This window comes from Chelativorans intermedius, from assembly GCF_025398255.1.
Classification (GTDB): domain Bacteria; phylum Pseudomonadota; class Alphaproteobacteria; order Rhizobiales; family Rhizobiaceae; genus Chelativorans; species Chelativorans intermedius.
In genome coordinates this window covers 39,196-56,908 of the sequence record NZ_JAODNW010000021.1, presented here as the reverse complement: position 1 = coordinate 56,908, position 17,713 = coordinate 39,196, and the positions used below count along the sequence as shown (strand labels likewise).

Annotated in this window: 16 protein-coding genes; 6 read left to right on the top strand and 10 right to left on the bottom strand. The window is 66.3% G+C overall.

Annotated elements, in window-relative coordinates; genetic code table 11:
• Position 1: 1 nt before the first annotated feature.
• Positions 2-1,114, bottom strand: a complete 1,113-nt coding sequence (hppD, locus tag NYR58_RS15455) for a 4-hydroxyphenylpyruvate dioxygenase (RefSeq protein WP_261522018.1) — start codon at positions 1,112-1,114, stop codon at positions 2-4.
• Positions 1,115-1,240: 126 nt separating this feature from the next.
• Between hppD and NYR58_RS15450 the strand changes: the two genes are divergently transcribed.
• Positions 1,241-1,708 carry an Lrp/AsnC family transcriptional regulator gene (locus NYR58_RS15450; protein ID WP_261522017.1) on the top strand — a complete coding sequence of 156 codons (468 nt, stop codon included), beginning with the start codon at positions 1,241-1,243 and terminating at the stop codon, positions 1,706-1,708.
• Positions 1,709-1,714: 6 nt separating this feature from the next.
• Here NYR58_RS15450 and NYR58_RS15445 read toward each other — a convergent pair whose 3' ends face one another.
• Genes NYR58_RS15445 through NYR58_RS15435 form a run of 3 tightly spaced genes read right to left on the bottom strand, consistent with a single transcriptional unit; the run spans position 1,715 to position 3,783 of the window.
• Positions 1,715-2,050, bottom strand: coding sequence for a TIGR01244 family sulfur transferase (locus NYR58_RS15445; RefSeq protein WP_261522016.1), 336 nt, complete (start codon positions 2,048-2,050; stop codon positions 1,715-1,717).
• A 57-nt stretch (positions 2,051-2,107) separates the two neighbouring features.
• The gene (gene pcaD, locus NYR58_RS15440) at positions 2,108-2,902 is read right to left on the bottom strand and encodes a 3-oxoadipate enol-lactonase (protein ID WP_261522015.1); all 795 of its coding nucleotides are present in this window, start codon (positions 2,900-2,902) and stop codon (positions 2,108-2,110) included.
• Positions 2,903-2,952: 50 nt separating this feature from the next.
• Positions 2,953-3,783 carry a BKACE family enzyme gene (locus NYR58_RS15435; protein ID WP_261522083.1) on the bottom strand — a complete coding sequence of 277 codons (831 nt, stop codon included), beginning with the start codon at positions 3,781-3,783 and terminating at the stop codon, positions 2,953-2,955.
• 92 nt (positions 3,784-3,875) lie between these two features.
• Between NYR58_RS15435 and NYR58_RS15430 the strand changes: the two genes are divergently transcribed.
• The 5 genes from NYR58_RS15430 (at position 3,876) to NYR58_RS15410 (ending at position 10,553) form a co-directional block, all read left to right on the top strand.
• Positions 3,876-4,769, top strand: a complete 894-nt coding sequence (locus NYR58_RS15430; RefSeq protein ID WP_261522014.1) for a MurR/RpiR family transcriptional regulator — start codon at positions 3,876-3,878, stop codon at positions 4,767-4,769.
• The gene (locus tag NYR58_RS15425; protein WP_261522013.1) at positions 4,766-6,088 is read left to right on the top strand and encodes an aspartate aminotransferase family protein; all 1,323 of its coding nucleotides are present in this window, start codon (positions 4,766-4,768) and stop codon (positions 6,086-6,088) included. Before NYR58_RS15430 ends, NYR58_RS15425 begins: the two co-directional genes overlap by 4 nt.
• Before the next feature lie 277 nt (positions 6,089-6,365).
• Positions 6,366-7,343, top strand: coding sequence for a TAXI family TRAP transporter solute-binding subunit (locus tag NYR58_RS15420; RefSeq protein ID WP_261522012.1), 978 nt, complete (start codon positions 6,366-6,368; stop codon positions 7,341-7,343).
• A gap of 91 nt (positions 7,344-7,434) precedes the next feature.
• A complete protein-coding gene (locus NYR58_RS15415) occupies positions 7,435-10,116 on the top strand; it encodes a TRAP transporter permease (protein WP_261522011.1) in 2,682 nt (893 codons plus the stop codon).
• 11 nt (positions 10,117-10,127) lie between these two features.
• On the top strand, positions 10,128-10,553 hold the full coding sequence (locus NYR58_RS15410; protein WP_261522010.1) for a universal stress protein: 426 nt from the start codon (positions 10,128-10,130) through the stop codon (positions 10,551-10,553).
• A gap of 172 nt (positions 10,554-10,725) precedes the next feature.
• On the opposite strand, the gene NYR58_RS15405 is transcribed toward NYR58_RS15410, so the two are convergent.
• From NYR58_RS15405 to NYR58_RS15380, 6 genes are read right to left on the bottom strand one after another with little or no spacing between them, the layout of a single operon-like run.
• On the bottom strand, positions 10,726-11,916 hold the full coding sequence (locus tag NYR58_RS15405; RefSeq protein ID WP_261522009.1) for a Gfo/Idh/MocA family protein: 1,191 nt from the start codon (positions 11,914-11,916) through the stop codon (positions 10,726-10,728).
• Positions 11,917-11,928: 12 nt separating this feature from the next.
• Positions 11,929-12,987, bottom strand: a complete 1,059-nt coding sequence (locus NYR58_RS15400) for a sugar phosphate isomerase/epimerase family protein (protein ID WP_261522008.1) — start codon at positions 12,985-12,987, stop codon at positions 11,929-11,931.
• Between the two features lie 2 nt (positions 12,988-12,989).
• On the bottom strand, positions 12,990-13,838 hold the full coding sequence (locus NYR58_RS15395) for a TolB family protein (protein WP_261522007.1): 849 nt from the start codon (positions 13,836-13,838) through the stop codon (positions 12,990-12,992).
• Positions 13,838-15,445, bottom strand: coding sequence for a glycoside hydrolase family 43 protein (locus tag NYR58_RS15390; protein WP_261522006.1), 1,608 nt, complete (start codon positions 15,443-15,445; stop codon positions 13,838-13,840). The genes NYR58_RS15395 and NYR58_RS15390 overlap by 1 nt, the downstream gene beginning before the upstream one ends.
• On the bottom strand, positions 15,442-16,488 hold the full coding sequence (gene mgrA, locus NYR58_RS15385; protein ID WP_261522005.1) for an L-glyceraldehyde 3-phosphate reductase: 1,047 nt from the start codon (positions 16,486-16,488) through the stop codon (positions 15,442-15,444). The genes NYR58_RS15390 and mgrA overlap by 4 nt, the downstream gene beginning before the upstream one ends.
• Before the next feature lie 48 nt (positions 16,489-16,536).
• Positions 16,537-17,685, bottom strand: coding sequence for a Gfo/Idh/MocA family protein (locus NYR58_RS15380; protein ID WP_261522004.1), 1,149 nt, complete (start codon positions 17,683-17,685; stop codon positions 16,537-16,539).
• Positions 17,686-17,713: the final 28 nt, after the last annotated feature.

Sequence of the window (17,713 nt, the reverse complement as noted above, 5' to 3'; positions counted from 1 at the left end):
CCTACTCCGCCGCGTCCACCTTCAGCACGCCGCGCCGGATCTGATCCTGCTCGATCGATTCGAACAGGGCGCGGAAATTGCCTTCGCCGAAGCCCTCATCGCCCTTGCGCTGGATGAACTCGAAGAAGATCGGCCCGATCACGGTCTTCGAGAAGATCTGCAGCAGGATCTTCGTCATGCCGCCGTTCACCACGCCTTCGCCATCGATCAGGATGCCGTGCTTCTTCATGCGCTCGATGGGCTCGTCGTGGCCGCGCACCCGCTCGTGCGACATCTCGTAATAGATGTCGGGCGGGCCGGGCATGAACTTCAGCCCGTTTTCGGCCAGCCTGTCCGTCGCGTCGTAGATGTTCTCGGTGCCCACGGCGATGTGCTGGATGCCTTCTCCCCGGTAGCGCTTCAGATACTCGGCGATCTGACTGGTATCGTCCTTCGATTCGTTGAGCGGGATGCGGATCTTGCCGCAGGGGGAAGTGATGGCACGGCTCACCAGCCCGGTGATGCGCCCGTCGATGTCGAAATAGTGGATTTGCTTGAAGCCGAAGAGATTGCGGTAGAAGTCCCACCACTTGTCCATGTTGCCGCGATAGACATTGTGGGTGAGGTGGTCGAGATAGTAGAAGCCCACGCCCTGCGGCTTCGGGTCGGGCGCGCCCAGCCATTCGAACTCCTGAGCATAGGCCGAGCCCTTCTCTCCATATTGGTCGATGAAGTAGAGAAGCGAGCCGCCGATGCCGACGATGGCCGGTGCGTCGAGCGTCTTGCCGTCGCCGTGATAGGGCTCTGCGCCCTTCGCCACCGCATGCTCGAAGGCATGTCGGGCATCCACCACGCGCCATGCCATGGAGGGCGCGCAGGGTCCATGCGCCTCGACGAAGCGCATGGCATGGCTGCCGGGCTCGGCATTCACCAGATAGTTGATGTCGCCCTGCCGCCAGACCGAGATCCGTTTGCTCCTGTGCCGGGCAACCTCGGTGTAGCCCATCATGGCGAACAGATCGGCAAGCTTCTCAGGCTCTGGATGCGCGAACTCGACGAACTCGAAGCCGTCTGTGCCCGCCGGGTTCTCGTCGCTGATCCTGGCCGGCGGCGCGTCGTGCGGAAACGGGCCCATATCGTCTCCTCCTCTGCTGAAACCATCTTGCCGCCATTCTAGCGCTGCCGACCCGCACGGAGGTTGCATTGTCAGGCATGAAATGCATCCTTCTCGCATGAAGTGTGCGAAGAACGGAATGAATGCATGAACAATGCGCATATCGACAGCTATGACCGCAAGATATTGTCCCTCTTGCAGGCCGATGGGCGGCTCACCAACAACGACCTTTCGGAGCGGGTCAACCTGTCGGCGTCGCAATGCTCGCGCCGCCGCCAGAGGCTGGAGGAGGAGGGGCTCATCAGGGGGTATCGGGCCGAGCTCGACCGCGAGCGGCTGGGTTTTGCGCTCGTCAACATCATCACCGTCACGCTTGCCACCCACAACCCGGACAATGCCCGCCGCTTCGCAGATCTCGTGGCGCGCCTGCCGGAGGTGCAGGAAGCCTATGCGCTGACGGGCGAGATGGACTATATCCTGAAGGTGGTCACGCCCGATCTGAAAAGCCTGTCGGAATTCGTCAGCGCCGTGCTCCTGCCGCACGAATCCGTGCAGCATGTGAAGACTGCCATCGTCCTGGAGACCTTGAAGGAGCAGGCGGCGCTGCCGCTTTAGGCGCTGTCAGGCGTGCATCTCCCGCACCAGGGCGAAGAGGTTGAGGCAGCGTGCGCCGCTGCGGCAATAGGCGAGCACGGGGCGCGGCAACTCCTGCAGCGCGGCCGCCATGTCGCGCACGTTCTCCTGCGTGATGGCGCCTGAGACGACGGGCAGGAAGCGGAAGGCGAGACCCGCCGCACGCGCCGCTTCCTCCACCGCCTCGTGCGGTACGGCGCCGTCTTCCGTGTCTGGCCGGTTGCAGATGATGCTCTTGAAGCCTACCGCGGCGATTTCGCTCACCTGGGCGGGGCTGATCTGTGCCGTCACGGCGAAGTCCTCGCTGACCTGGCGAATGTCCATCAAACGTCCTTTCCAGAAAGCGCCGCCGTACCGCGGCCATTCTCCCTATAGCAAGTTTCAGGCGATCCGCACTTCCTGGAGGAAGGTGCGGATGAGGGCTGCCGTCTTCTCCGGCTGCTCGACGCAGGGCAGGTGCCCGGCATGCTCGACAATCTCGAAGCGCGCGCCTTCGATGAGTCCCGCCATCTCGCGCACGAGATCGGGCGGTGTCGAGCCGTCCTGGTCTCCCACCAGGCACAGCACCGGCATCTTCAGCGCCTGCGTGGATCGGGTCAGGTCGGCATCGCGCAGGGCTGCGCAGGTGCCGGCATAGCCGGCCGCCGGCGTGCGCGTCAGCATGGCCAGATAGCCCGCATAGTCGGGGTTGGATGGCGAGCGGAAGGCCGGCGTGAACCAGCGCTCCATCACACCGTCGGCGATGGCCGCGATTCCTTCCTGCATCACCGCCTGGATGCGCCCGTTCCAAAGCGCCTGCGTGCCGATCTTGTGCGCGGTGTCGCAGAGCACCAGCGCGCGCACGAGGTCGGGCCTTGCCGCGGCCAGCCCCTGGGCGATCATGCCGCCCACCGAAAGGCCCACCACCGCGGCCTCGCGCACGCCCAGATGGTCGAGCAGGGCTTCAAGGTCGGCCACGTGATCGGCCATCGCATAGGGCGGCTGCGGCGCCTCGGAAAGCCCGTGGCCGCGCTTGTCGTAGAGCACGAGGCGCCAGTCGCGCTCCAGCCGCCCGGCCACCGCATCCCAGATGCGGAAGTCGGTGCCCAGCGAATTGGCGAACACCAGCGTCGGCCTGTCCGCCGGGCCGCGCACCGCATGGTGCAGCACAATCCCGTTCACCCGTGCAAATCGCATCGGCGCCCCTTCCTGTCGTGCACCCTGTATGGGAAAAACCGCGCTGCGCGTCAATTCATGCTGGCCGCCCACACCGCGCGCAGGCCGTCGGCATCCGCCGTCTTCAGCCCCAGCGCGGCAAGCGCCCCGGCCGCCGCGCGCACGCTCGCCGCATTGTCGGGCGCCAGCCGGCCGTCCGGCAGGTGGAGATTGTTCTCGAAGCCCACCCGCACATGCCCGCCGAGTGCCGCGGCCGTGGCCACGCAGGCCATCTCCCGCGGCCCGAAGGCGCAGACCATGAAATGGCCGAAGCGTGGCGCCTCTGGCGCCAGAAAGGGCAGAAGGTCGGCCGGCTGCGAGCGCTGGTTTCGCCTGTAGCGGCCAAGGACATAGAGCACCGGCACATCCTCGAAGGGGATGAGCCCGCGCGCCATCATTCCCTTCAGGCGCACCGCCTCCTCCGGTCGATAGAGAATGATCTGCGGCACGATCCGCTCCCTGCGCATGAAGGCAAGGAAGCGGGCGAACGCCGCCTCGTGGGCGGTGTCGGGCGCCAGCTCGCAAAGCGCCAGCGAGGCCGCCTCGGGCCTGACGGCACGCACCGCCGCCATCTGTTCGTCCGGCCGGTAGCGACCCACCGCCTCGGTGGTGATCTGCAGGACAAGGCGGTCGCCCACCGCCCGGTGCACGGCATCGAGCGCGCCCCGATAGGCCGCCGCGTCGAGCGTGTGCCGGCCGTCCCGGTCGCGCACATGGCAGTGCAGCATGGCAGCGCCCGCCTCCAGGCAGGCGGCCGCCGCCCCGGCGATTTCGCCCGCCGTCATCGGCAGGGCCGGGTGGTCGGCTTTCGTGCGCCGCCCGCCATTGGGGGCGGCGGCGATCGCCACGGGCTGCGCCTCCATGCCGTCCCGGTTCGCCGTCACATTTTTCTCCATTCATTGCATTGTGTGCAACATATGTTGCATGTCCGCCAAACGCCGTCTAGGATGTCTTCATGGATCGCGCAGCCCTTGCCGAGCGTATCGCCCGCTCTGTCGACGCGCTTCCCGGGCAACTGGGGGCCGCTGCCCGCTATGTCATGGAAAATCCCGGCGACGTGGCGCTTTTGTCGATGCGCGAGCAGGCACGGCGTGCCGGCGTGCAGCCGTGGACCATGACCCGCCTTGCCAAGCGGCTGGGGCTTGAGGGCTATGAGGAGGTGCGACGCCTGCACGGCCAGGCGCTCAAGGAGCAGGCGCTCGGCTTTTCCGGGCGTGCCGGCGTCCAGGTTGCGCGCCAGCGCCGGGCCGGCGAGCGGGCCTTTGCCGGCGAGATCGCCGCTTCCACTGCTGCCCACATCGCCGCCCTCGCAGAGGCCGGTGCGCTCGATGCACTCACCGCCGCGGCGGCTGCCATGGCGCGCGCCCGGCGTGTCTATTGCTTCGGTCTGCGCTCCAGCCGGCCGGTGGCCGCCCATCTGGCCTACATGCTCTCCTTCCTGGGAGAGAAGGCCGTGTTGCCCGACACGGGAGATGGCGGTGGCCTCGATGCGCTGCGTTTCGCCGCTCCTGGCGACGTCTTTTTCGTGGTCACCGTTGCGCCCTATACGCGGGCCAGCGTCGAGGCGGCCCGCCATGCCCGCGAGGCCGGCCTGGTCGTGGTGGCGCTCACCGACAGCGCGGCCTCGCCGGTGGCCGGTCTTGCCCGCCATGCCATTCTGGTCTCCACCGAGAGTCCGTCCTTCTTTCACACCATGGCGCCGGCCTTCGCCGCGGTCGAGGTGCTCGCCGCGCTGGTGGCCGGTGAGGGCGGGGAGGAGGCGCTCGATGCGATTTTTCGCACCGAGCGCCATCTCACCAACCTCAAGGTCCACGTCTTTGCGCGCAAGCGCCGGGAAAAGCACCGATGACACGTCTCCTGCATCGCCAGATTCATGCCGAGCTGCCCATGGCCGTGGGCGGGCGCGGCGTCGAGCTGTTCGACAGCCATGGCCGTGCCTATATCGACGCTTCCGGCGGGGCTGCCGTCTCCTGCCTCGGCCACGGCCATCCCGATGTCGTTGCCGCGCTCCAGCGGCAGGCGGAGAAGCTCGCCTATGCCCACACCAGCTTCTTCACCAGCGAGCCGGCAGAGGCGCTGGCCGAAAGGCTGGTGGCGGATGCGCCGGCCGGCATCAGCCATGCCTATCTGGTCTCCGGCGGATCGGAGGCCGTGGAGGCCGCGCTCAAGATGGCGCGGCAATATTTCGTCGAAAAGGGTGAGCCGCAGAGGGGCAGGATCGTCGCCCGTCGTCAGAGCTACCACGGCAACACCCTTGGCGCGCTCGCCGCAGGGGGTAATGCGTGGCGGCGGGCGTCCTTTCAGCCGCTGCTTGTGGAAACCCACCACATCGACCCCTGCTATGCCTATCGCTACCGGCAGCCCGGCGAGAGCGAGGAAGCCTATGGCCGCCGCGCCGCCGACGCGCTGGAGGCGAAGCTTCTGGAACTCGGCCCCGAAACGGTCATGGCCTTCGTCGCCGAGCCGGTGGTGGGGGCGACCGCCGGCGCCGTGCCCGCCGCGCCCGGCTATCTCGCCCGCATCCGCGAGATCTGCGACCGCTACGGCGTACTCCTCATCCTCGATGAGGTGATGTGCGGCATGGGCCGCACCGGCACGATGCATGCCTGCGAGCAGGATGGCGTGGCGCCCGATCTCCTCGCCATCGCCAAGGGGCTTGGCGGCGGCTACCAGCCCATTGGCGCGGTGCTTCTGTCCCGCCGCATCTTCGATGCCTTTGCCGAAGGCTCGGGCTTTTTCCAGCATGGCCACACCTATATGGGCCATCCCATGGCCTGCGCGGCCGCCCTTGCCGTGCAGGAGGTGATCGCGCGCGACGGCCTGCTTGCGAATGTGCGCGAGATGGGGGCCTATCTGCGCGAGCGTCTGGAAATGCGTTTCGCCGATCACCCCCATGTGGGAGACATTCGCGGCCGCGGCCTCTTTCTCGGGCTTGAGCTGGTGGCCGATCGCGAAACGAAGGAGCCCTTCGACCCGGCGCTGAAGCTGCACGCCCGTGTCAAGACGCAGGCCATGGCGCGCGGCCTGATGGTCTATCCCGCAGGCGGCACCATCGACGGCAGCCGCGGCGACCATGTGCTTCTTGCGCCGCCCTTCATCCTTGATGCCCCCACCGCGGAGACGATCGTCGAGCGCCTCGGCCAGGCGCTCGACGCCGCTCTTTCCTGACGGGCGGGGAGGGGGAAGGATGGGAGAGAGGCTGTCCATGGCACGCGTCGGACATGACCGCGATTGCAACAATATGTTGCATCTTTCACCGAATTGCGCAGTCTACCCTTTGACTTTGGAAACAGGGCACTTCACCCTCCCGCCTGGACTGCGCAGGAAGGGGCCGGCCAGGCACCCCCAATCGGGTGGTGCAGGCGCAATGGCCTTGGAAAATGAAGGCGGGCCGCATACCGTAACGTTCAATCTCAGGAAATTGAAAGAGCAAGGGAGACGCAACATGAAACCAAATCGAATTCTCGGTTTCGGCATTGCCGCCGCCATGCTGGGTGCGCTGGCCGGCCAGGCCACGGCCCAGGATCAGCGCTTCGTGTCGGTCGGCACGGGCGGCGTGACCGGCGTCTACTATCCGGTGGGTGGCGCCATGTGCCGGCTGGTCAACCAGACGCGCCGCGAGCACGGCATTCGCTGCTCGGTGGAATCCACCGGCGGCTCGGTCTTCAACGTCAACGCCATCAGGGGCGGCGATCTGGAGTTCGGCGTCGTCCAGTCGGACGTGCAGTTCAACGCCTATAACGGCGAGGCCAATTTCGCCGAAGGCGGCGCGCATGAGGATCTGCGCTCGGTCTTCTCGCTGCACGCCGAGCCGCTGACGGTGGTGGCCCGCGCCGATGCCGGCATCGCCAGCTTCGACGATCTGAAGGGCAAGCGGGTGAACATTGGCAATCCCGGCTCCGGCCAGCGGGCGCTGATGGACATCCTGATTGACAGGAAGGGTTGGACGAACGCCGACTTCGCGCTCGCCGCGGAGCTGGCGCCGGCCGAGCAGAGTGCCGCGCTGTGCGACAACAACATCGACGCCTTCGCCTACACGGTCGGCCATCCGGCCGGCTCCATCGAGGAGGCCACCACCACCTGCGACAGCGTGATCGTGCCCGTGGAGGGCGAGGTCGTGGATGCCCTGGTGGAGGAGAACCCCTACTACTTCAAGGCGGTGATTCCCGGCGGCATGTATCGCGGCACGGATTCGGACGTGAATACCTTCGGTGTCGGCGCCACGCTGGTCACCTCGGCCAATGTTCCCGAGGATGTCGTCTACATCCTCGTCAAGTCGGTGTTCGACAACTTCGACAACTTCAAGAACCTGCACCCCGCCCTTGCCAATCTGACGCCTGAGCAGATGATCAGCCAGGGCAACTCGGCGCCGATGCATCCGGGTGCCGAGAAGTACTATCGGGAGCAAGGCTGGCTGAACTAGAAAGCCCCAGAGGGCGCCCCGCCCCGGGGCGCCCTTTTTTTGACCGCCGACCGCGGCGCAAGAAAGAACAACAGTCTTCAGGGGATAGAGCATGGCTGACGACAGGAAGGGCGCAGGCGGCGCGCAGACCCAGCTTTCCAGCGACGAGCTTCAGGATCTCGTCGCCTCCACGGATACGGGGGCGCGCGCGCCGGCGGGCGCGTCCGGCAAGATCATTGCCCTGGTGGCGCTGTGCTGGTCGCTCTTCCAGCTCTATATCGCCTCGCCGGTGCCCTACATGCTGTCGAGCCTGACGGGCCTCGGCCTCGTTCTCAACGATGCGCAGTCGCGCGCCATTCACCTGGCTTTCGGTCTTTTCCTCGCCTATATGGCCTTTCCGGCGCTTGCCCGTAGCCCGCGCGACCGCATCCCCGCGCTCGACTGGGTGCTGGCGCTGGTGGCGGCGTGCAGCGCGCTCTACATCTTCGTCTTCTATCGCGATCTGGCGCAGCGGCCGGGCCTGCCGATCACGCAGGACCTCATCGTCTCCGGCATCGGCATGGTGCTGCTTCTGGAGGCCACGCGCCGCGCGCTCGGGCCGCCGCTCGTCATCGTGGCGCTGGTCTTTCTCGCCTATGTCTTCTTCGGCTCATCGACGCTGGTGCCCGACATCATCCGCTGGGGCGGTGCCTCCTTCCCGCGTGCCATGGACCAGATGTGGCTGTCGCCGAACGGCGTTTTCGGCGTCGCGCTCGGCGTGTCCTCGGCCTTCGTGTTCCTGTTCGTGCTGTTCGGCTCGATGCTCGACCGGGCAGGGGCCGGCAATTTCTTCATCAAGCTCGCCTTTGCGCTGCTTGGCCACCTGCGCGGCGGGCCGGCCAAGGCGGCGGTGCTGGCCTCGATGATGACGGGTGTCATCTCCGGCTCCTCCATCGCCAATGTCGTCACCACCGGCACCTTCACCATCCCGCTCATGAAGCGCGTCGGCTTCACGCCGGAAAAGGCGGGTTCGGTGGAGGTGGCGAGCTCCGTTAACGGGCAGATCATGCCGCCCGTCATGGGGGCAGCCGCCTTCCTGATGGTGGAGTATGTCGGCATCCCCTATCTGCAGGTCATCAAGCATGCCTTCCTGCCGGCCGTCATCTCCTACATCGCGCTGCTCTATCTGGTGCATCTGGAGGCGGTGAAGCACGACATGCCGGTGCTGGAGAAGCGCCAGACGCATCCGGCGACGATCGCGCTCCTGCGCGCCGGCATCTCCATCGCTTCGATCGTCATCCTGGCCGGCGCCATCTACTACGGCATCGCCTTCGTGCGCTGGCTCATTCCCGGCTTGTCCGGCCCGGTGCTGATCCTGGCCCTCGTCGCCGTCTATATGGGCCTCGTGTGGTATGCCGCGCAGGCCCCGGATCTGGAGCTCGACGACCCGGAGGCGCCGGTGGTCGAGCTGCCGCAGGCCACGGAGGTGCTGAAGACCGGGCTGCACTATCTGCTGCCGCTCATCGTGCTCATCTGGTTCCTGATGATCGAGCGCGCATCGCCCGGCCTTTCGGCCTTCTATGCGGTGCTGCTCCTGATCTTCATCATCCTCACCCAGAAGCCGCTGAAGGCGCTGTTCCGCGGTTTGCAATCCGCCGAGACGCGGGCAGCCTTCATGGAAGGCGTCTCCGATCTCGTGGCCGGCCTCATCACAGGCGCACGCAACATGATCGGCATCGCCTGCGCCACCGCCGCCGCCGGCATCATCGTCGGCACCGTCACGCTGACCGGCATTGGCCAGGTCATGGCGGAGTTCGTGGAGTTTCTCTCCGGCGGCAACATCTTCCTGATTCTGGTGTTCACGGCCGCCATCAGCCTGGTGCTCGGCATGGGCCTGCCGACGACAGCCAACTACATCGTCGTCTCCTCGCTCATGGCGCCGGTCATCGTGCAGCTCGGGGCGGCCAACGGGGTGCTCATCCCGCTGATCGCCGCCCACATGTTCGTCTTCTATTTCGGCATCATGGCAGACGTTACGCCGCCCGTGGGGCTTGCCTCTTTCGCGGCGGCCGCCGTCTCCGGCGGCGACCCGCTGAAGACTGGCTTCACCGCCTTCTTCTATTCGCTGAGGACGGTGCTGCTGCCCTTCATCTTCGTCTTCAACACCGACCTGCTGTTGATCGACGTCGGCTTCCTGGGTGCCGTCTGGATCTTCTGCCTGGCAACGGTGGCCATGCTCATCTTCGCCGCCGCCACGCAGGGCTTCTTCATGGTCAAGTCGCGCATGTGGGAGTCGGCGGCACTGTTGCTCGTGACCTTCATGCTGCTCAGGCCCGGCTTCTTCCTTGATCTCGTGCAGCCGCCGTTCCACCAGGTGGAGCCGCAGCAGATTTTCGAGGCGGTGGAGAGCGAGCCGGACGGGGCGCAGATCCGTCTCGTCATCCGCGGGCCGGACTTCGACAATCCCGACCGGATGCTGGAGCGTACCATGGCCTTCGGCCTGGGCGAGGCGGGCCGCGACGGCGAGACGCGCTTCGAGGAGGCGATCGGCCTGCCGGTGCGCATCGAGAATGGCATCGTCATTCTCGACGAGCCGCTCGACATGAACAGCCTCGCCGGCCGCGCGCTGTCCAGCATGGATTTCTATGCCGACGAGCCCGTGCAGATCACCGCCGTGGAGGTCTCCACCGAGCGCATGCCGCGCGAGGTCTTCTACATCCCGGCCGTGCTTCTCCTGGGGCTGGTCGTCTTCCTGCAGCGCCGCCGCGGCGGCACATTGGCAGGAAATCCGAAGCCCAGGCCCGCGGCCGCTTGAGGAGAGAGGGAATGTACAAGGACATCCTCGTTTCCATTGATCTGGGCCATGCCGACAGCGAGCTGCGCACGCTGGAGACGGCAGTGGACTATGCCCGCACCTTTGGCAGCCGCTTGCACGTCATGACCGTGGTGCCCGATTACGGCATGTCCATCGTCGGCGGCTTCTTCCCCAAGGAGCACGAGAAGCAGGCCCTCGACCACGCCAACAAGGAACTGCACGAGTTTACCAAGAAGCACATTCCCGCCGACGTGAAGCACCGCCACATCGTCGGCCACGGGTCGATCTATCGCGAAATTCTGCACTATGCGGAGGTCGTCAAGGCCGATCTCATCGTGCTGTCGGCCATGCGGCCGGGCCCGCAGGACTATCTGATCGGCCCCAATGCCGCCCGCGTCGTCCGCCACGCCGCGATCTCGGTTCTGGTGGTGCGCTAGACCGGTTCATCGTTTCAATGAAACGCTGATCCGGTCCATCTATTTGTTTTTGCGGCATTTTGCAGACAGATGATTCCATCTGGCTGCAAAATGCTGTAGCCTTTTCCGGGCCACGCCGGCGGCTGCGGCGCTGCCTGCGCCCGCCGCCGGCAGGGTGCCCGTGCGTTGCGTCCTACAGTGTGTCGAGCCGCGTCCAGGCCGCATCGTTGCGCGAGGAGGTGACGCAGGCCTGGATAAAGCGCATTCCGGCCAGCCCGTCCTCCGCCGTGGGCAGAACAAGCCCCTCGGGCAGCGTGCTGCCGTCGCGCATCGCGCGGATGGCCTGCGCCGCTTCGGTGTAGAGCGTGGCAAAGGCTTCGAGATAGCCCTCCGGATGCCCGCCGGGAATGCGGGTGACGGCGCTTGCCGCTGCGTTGGCGCCCGCCCCGCCGCGGGTGATCAGCCGTTTCGGCTCGCCCAGCGGGGTGTACCACAGATAGTTGGGATCGGCCTGCACCCATTCCAGCCCGCCCTTGGTGCCATAGACGCGCAGCTTCAGCCCGTTCTCGTTGCCGGGCGCCACCTGGCTCACCCAGATCGTGCCTTTGGCCTGCCGGCCGCCCCGCGCCTTGAAGCGCAGCATCACATGGGCGTTGTCGTCGAGCTGCCGGCCGGGCACGAAACTGTCGAGATCCGCCGCCACGCTTTCCGCGGCAAGCCCGGTGACGAAGCTGGCGAGCTGATAGGCATGGGTGCCGATGTCGCCGATGGCGCCGCCGGCGCCGGAACGCGCCGGATCGGTGCGCCAGGACGCCTGCTTCTGACCCTCCCGCTCGATGGGCTCGGCCAGCCAGTCCTGCGGATATTCCGCCTGCACGAGCACGATCTCGCCCAGCGCGCCCTCCTGCACCATCTGCCGCGCCTGGCGGATCATCGGATAGCCGGAATAGTTGTGGGTCAGCACGAACAGCTTGCCGCTCTTCCTCGCCACCTCCACCAATGCCTTGGCGTCTTCCAGGCTCGATGTCAGCGGCTTGTCGCAGATGACGTGGATGCCGGCTTCCAGAAAGACCTTGGCCGCCGGGTAGTGCACGTGATTGGGCGTGACGATGCTGACCGCCTCGATGCCGTCCTCGCGCGCTGCCTCCGCCTGCGCCATCTCCTCGAAGCTGCCATAGGAACGCGCCGGATCGAGCCCGAGCTCGGCGGCGGATGCCTTGGCCCGTTCCGGATCGGAGGACAGCGCCCCGGCCACCAGCGTGTAGTGGCCGTCGAGGCGCGCCGCCATGCGGTGGACGGCGCCGATGAAGGCGCCCTGGCCGCCGCCCACCATGCCGAGGCGAATGGGCGCGGCGGTTTGTGTGCTTGTGGATGCGGAAACCATGTCTGCCTCCCTTCAGGAAATGCCGAGCATCTTCTTCAGCTTGCCCGTGTCGGTTTCGCCGCCGGCGAAGTCGTCGAACGCCTTCTCCGTGACGCGGATGATGTGGTCGGCGATGAAGGGCGCGCCCTCCGCCGCTCCCTGCTCGGGATGCTTCAGGCAGCACTCCCACTCCAGCACCGCCCAGGAATCGTAGTCGTACTGGGCGAGCCTGGAGAAGATGCCGACGAAGTCCACCTGCCCGTCGCCCAGCGAACGGAAGCGTCCGGCGCGGTTCACCCAGCCCTGATAGCCGGAATAGACGCCCTGCCGCCCATCGGGGTTGAACTCCGCATCCTTCACGTGGAAGGCCGAAATGCGCTCGTGATAGATGTCGATGAAGGCCAGATAGTCGAGCTGCTGCAGGAGGAAGTGCGAGGGGTCGTAGTTGATCGTGCAGCGCCGGTGGCCGCCCACCCTGTCGAGGAACATCTCGAAGGTCGCACCGTCGAACAGGTCCTCGCCCGGATGCAGCTCGAAGGCCACGTCCACCCCCTGTTCCTCATAGGCATCGAAGATCGGCTTCCACCGCCGGGCAAGCTCGTCGAACGCCTCTTCGATCAGCCCCTGCGGGCGCTGCGGCCAGGGATAGAGATAGGGAAAGGCCAGCGCACCGGAGAAGGAGACGGACACGTCGAGCCCCAGATTGCGCGAGGCTTTGGCGGCAAACAGCATGTTCTCCACCGCCCATTCCTGGCGCGCCCTGGGGTTGTTGCGCACAGCCTCCGGCGCAAAGCCGTCGAAGGGGATATCGTAGGCGGGATGCACGGCGACGAGCTGCCCGATGAGATGCGTGGAAAGCTCGGTGATCTCCACGCCGGCCTCGGCGCAGATGCCCTTCACCTCGTCGCAATAGGCTTTCGATTCCGCCGCCTTCTTCAGGTCGAACAGCCGTCCGTCCCAGGAGGGGATCTGGATGCCCTTGTAGCCATGCCCTGCCGCCCACCGGGCGATGTTGGGCAATGTGTTGAACGGGGCCTCGTCGCCGGCGAACTGCGCCAGAAAGATGGCCGGTCCCTTCATCGTCTTGGGCATTTTCAACCTCCCTTTTCGGATGCGCTGTCGCGCGAATAACGCACATAGGCAAAGGCGCTCGAATCGGGCGCCCAGCACGGCACGTTGATCGAGCCCTGACCGCCGAACAGCGCCACCGCCGTGCGGCAATTGCCGCCGTCCATGTCCATCAGCCGCAGCTCCACCTCGTGGTCGCGCGGGTGGCCCTCCACGCCGGGCGCGTAGGACAGATAGAGCACGCAGTGCCCGTCGGGCGCGGGATGGGGAAACCAGTTCACCCGCTTGTCATTGCTCATCTGCTGCAGGTCGCTGCCATCGGTGCGGATGCGCCAGAGCTGCATCGTGCCGCCGCGGCTGGAGTTGAACCATATCCATTGCCCGTCGGGACTGTAGTCGGGGCCGTCATTGTGGCCCGTCCCGTCGCTCACCCGCGTTTCCGCGCCGCCTTCCACGCCGATCGTATGGATGGCGAAGGCCCCGTCGCGAAGCGCGGTATAGGCAAGGCGCCTGCCGTCCGGCGACCAGCCGTGCCACCAGGAGGGCACGTTCTGCGTCACGCGGCGCGGCACCCCGCCCTCGATGGGCAGGATGTAGATGCACGACTTGCCGGTCTCCGTCTTGTCGCTGATGGCCAGCCACCGCCCGTCCGGCGAGATGCCGTGGTCGTTGTTGCAGTTGACGGCAAAGCCGGTGTCGATGCGCTGCGGCGTGGCCCCCTCTTCGAGGTCGAGCCGGTAGATCAGCCCGCCGCCATTGAAGATCAGAAAGCGCCCGTCCGGCGACCAGTTGGGCGCTTCGATAAGCGCCGCCGTCTGGTGGACGAGGCGGCTCCTGCCCGTGCGGCAGTCGTGGATTTCCAGAAAGCTCGCCATCAGTCCGCCTCGGGAATGTAGGAGAAGCGGCTGAAATCGGCCGGCAGCGCGCTGCCGCTGGTGTCGAAGCAGGCCATGCCCACGAAGGCACCAGTGAACGAGCCGTGCTCGCCGCGCCCGCCCTCGTCGGAGATCACGCTGGCGTCCAGCACCGGACCGACCGCCTGCCAGGCGCCGTGCCCGGCGCGATAAAAGAACTGCAGCTCCGCCTCGCGCACCTCGACGGCCAGCCCCACCGGCCCCTCCGCCGGCAGTGGGACGGGCTTTTCCAGCGGAAAGCGCAGCCGCCCGTCCGGCCAGTCGCCGGGACAGCTCAGAATGGTGAGAGAGCGCCCCGCTTCCTCGTGCCAGGTCACCGCCAGAAAGTGGAACTTGTGGCGGTTGTAATAGGCGGTCAGCCCCGCCGCCTGCTGGAAGGTCGTAGGCTGAAAGGCGACTTCCGTCTCCGCCCGGTAGCGGAAATGCTCCTGCCGCCGCGCCACCAGCGCCTGCTCGAACCAGCTTCCGATGGATTCGCGGCCGATGAGGCGCAGCGCCGATCCCGTGAAGGTGAAGATGCGCTCGGGATAGGGCGTGCGCAGCCACTGGAATTCTTCCGGCAGGCTGCGCCCGTCAAAGATATGCACGGCAGCCTGCGGCGGCTCGGGCTCGGCGGCGACGGGGGCAGGCACATGCACCTGCGGAACCTGCCCTCCGGCCTCCAGATAGAGCCAGCCATCCTCCTTCCACACGCACTTCTGGATGGCGGTCTCGCGGCCGAGCGGCGAGCGCCGCGTGCCGGGCAGGGGCCGGGAGGTGAGATGCGTGTGATAGACGGCTCCCTCCGGTGTCTCGACGATCTGGCCGTGGCCTGCCCGCTGCAGGGGCGCATCCGGCGCGTCCTTGGAGGTGATGAGGTGGGTGTCGGGATGCAGCTCATAGGGCCCGTCGATGCTGCGCGACCGCGCCATGGTCACCGCATGGCCATAGCCCGTGCCGCCCTCGGCCACCGTCAGGTAGTACCAGCCGTTGCGCTTGAAGAGGTGCGGCCCCTCCACCAGCCCGTGCGGGCTGCCGCGGAAGATGTTCTTCGCCGCGCCCACCAGCCGGCCGGTCCGGGCGTCGAACTCCTGCAGGAGAATGCCCGCGAAGGCAGGGCTCTTGGGGTTGCCGCCGATGGATTCGGTGCGGTGGTTCCACACCATGTTGAGAAACCACTTGCGCCCGTCATCGTCGTGGAACAGCGAGGGATCGAAACCCGAGGAGTTGACATAGACCGGTTCCGACCACGGCCCCTCGATGGCCGGCGCGGTGACGATGTAATTGTGCGCGTCCTTGAAATTGCCGTCGTAGCGCTTGACGTCGGTATAGACCAGCCAGAAGCGTCCGTCCGCATGGGACAGGCAGGGTGCCCAGATGCCGCAGGAATCGGGGTTGCCGCGCATGTCGAGCTGGCTGGCCCGGTCGAGCGGCCGCTTGACCAGCTTCCAGTTCACCAGGTCGCGCGAATGGTGGATCTGCACGCCGGGATACCACTCGAATGTGGAGGTGGCGATGTAGTAGTCCTCGCCCACCCGGCAGATCGAGGGATCGGGATTGAAGCCCGGCAGGATGGGATTGACGATCATTTCCGTTTCGGCCCCTTGCGTTCGGCCGAGGCTGCCCACAGGTTGATGTCCGCTTCGCGGGCATAGGTGTCGATCTCGGCCAGTTCCTGTTCGCTGAATTCGAGGTTGGTCAGCCCCTGCACGATGTCTTCCACCTGCTCCGGCCGGCTTGCGCCGATGAGCGCGGAGGTCACGCGGCCGCCGCGCAGCACCCAGGCCACCGCCATCTGCGCCAGGCTCTGGCCGCGGCGTCTGGCGATCTCGTTCAGGCCGCGGATGTTCTCGACGGTCTTCTCGTTCAGAAATTCCTGCCGCAGGGACTTGCCCTGCGCCGCCCGGCTGTCTTCGGGAATGCCGTTCAGATACTTGTTTGTCAGCATGCCCTGCGCCAGCGGCGAGAAGACGATTGAGCCGATGCCCAGCTCTTCCAGCGTGTCGAGCAGCCCGTCCTCCTCCACCCAGCGGTTGATCATGGAATAGCTGGGCTGGTGGATGAGGCAGGGCGTGCCGAGCTCCTTGAGGATGGCGGCCGCCTCGCGCGTGCGTCTGGAATTGTAGGAGGAGATGCCCACATAGAGCGCGCGGCCCGAGCGAACGATGTGGTCGAGCGCCGCCATCGTTTCCTCCAGCGGCGTGTCGGGGTCGAAGCGGTGGGAATAGAAGATGTCCACATAGTCGAGCCCCAGCCGCTTCAGGCTCTGGTCGCAGCTTGCGATCAGATATTTGCGGCTGCCCCACTCGCCATAGGGGCCCGGCCACATGCCGTAGCCCGCCTTGGAGGAGATGATGAGCTCGTCGCGGTGGCCTGCGAAGTCCTGCCGCAGGATCTCGCCGAAAGCCGCCTCCGCGGCGCCCGGGGGAGGCCCATAATTGTTGGCGAGGTCGAAATGGGTGATGCCGAGGTCGAAGGCCCGGCGACAAATCGCCCGCTTCGTCTCGTGCGGGCGATCCTCGCCGAAATTGTGCCACAGGCCCAGCGAGACCGCCGGCAGCTTGAGGCCCGAGCGCCCGCAGCGCCGGTACGGCATCGTCTCATAGCGGTTTTCTGCGGGCATCCAGTTCATGCGATTTCCCTTTCGATCAACGATTTGCCGTGCATGGCGCGGTATCCATCATGTGGGCACCCTGTCCTCGAGCAGCCGGCGCGCCGCTTCGATGTCGAGCGCTGCCGGGCGCTCGCAGCGGGTCGAAAGCGCAACGAAGCCGCCGCTCTCCGCCGATTTCAGGATCGACGTCATCACGTCCACCGCATGCAGCGACATCTCGAGCGAGCAGCGGTGCGGCCGCCCCTCCAGAATGGCGAGCGCCATGTCGGCGAGCCCGGCGGTGCGGTAGTTGGCAAGTCCCTTGCCGTCGCGCCCTTCCTGGTTGGCCACGCCCAGCGGATGCTCCCACTGCGGCAGCGCGGCCACCGTCGCCTCGTCGGTAAGCGTCAGCTCGCCGCCAAAGAAGTTCGGATCGGGAACATGCAGCGAGCCCCTCTCGCCGTAAAGCTCCATGTTGGTGTGCCTATGGTGCCAGACGTCCCACGAGGCGCCAAGGGTGATGATCGCGCCGTTCTCGAACTCCATCACCGCATGGATGGTTGTTGGGGTCTCGACGCTGATCTTTTCGCCACGCCGCGGCTCCGAGAGGATGGTGCGCTCCTTCGCGGGAATGGAGGCGAGGGCGGCCACGCGCCTGACCGGCCCGATGAGCTGGATCAGGTTCGTCACATAGTAGGGGCCGACATCGAGCACCGGCCCTGCGCCCGGCTTGAAGAAGAAATCGGGATTGGGGTGCCAGTGCTCCATCCCGTGGCTCATCACGTGGCAGGTCCCGCTCACCACCTTGCCGATGGCGCCGTTGTCGATCAGGTGACGGGCAAGCTGATGCGCGCCGCCCAGGAAGGTGTCGGGTGCCGAGCCCACGCGCACGCCCTTCTCCTGTGCCAGGGCGGCAAGCGCCTTGCCTTCCTCGACGGAGAGCACGAAGGGCTTTTCCGAGTAGACATGCTTGCCTGCCTCGATGGCTTTTCTGGAGACCTCGTAATGGGCGGCCGGTATGGTCAGGTTGACGACGATGTCGATGTCGTCGGCTTCGAGAAGCCCCTCCACCGTCTCCTGGCGCAGGCCGAACTCTTCGGCGCGCGCCTTGGCGGCCTGCGGGAGCGCGTCGGCACAGGCGCGCATCTCGATGCCGCGGAACAGCGGCGCAAGCCGCATATAGGCGGCGGAGATGTTGCCGCAGCCGATGACGCCTACTCCAAGTTTGTCGGACATGGTCATGCCTTTCCTGTTCCCTAGCGCG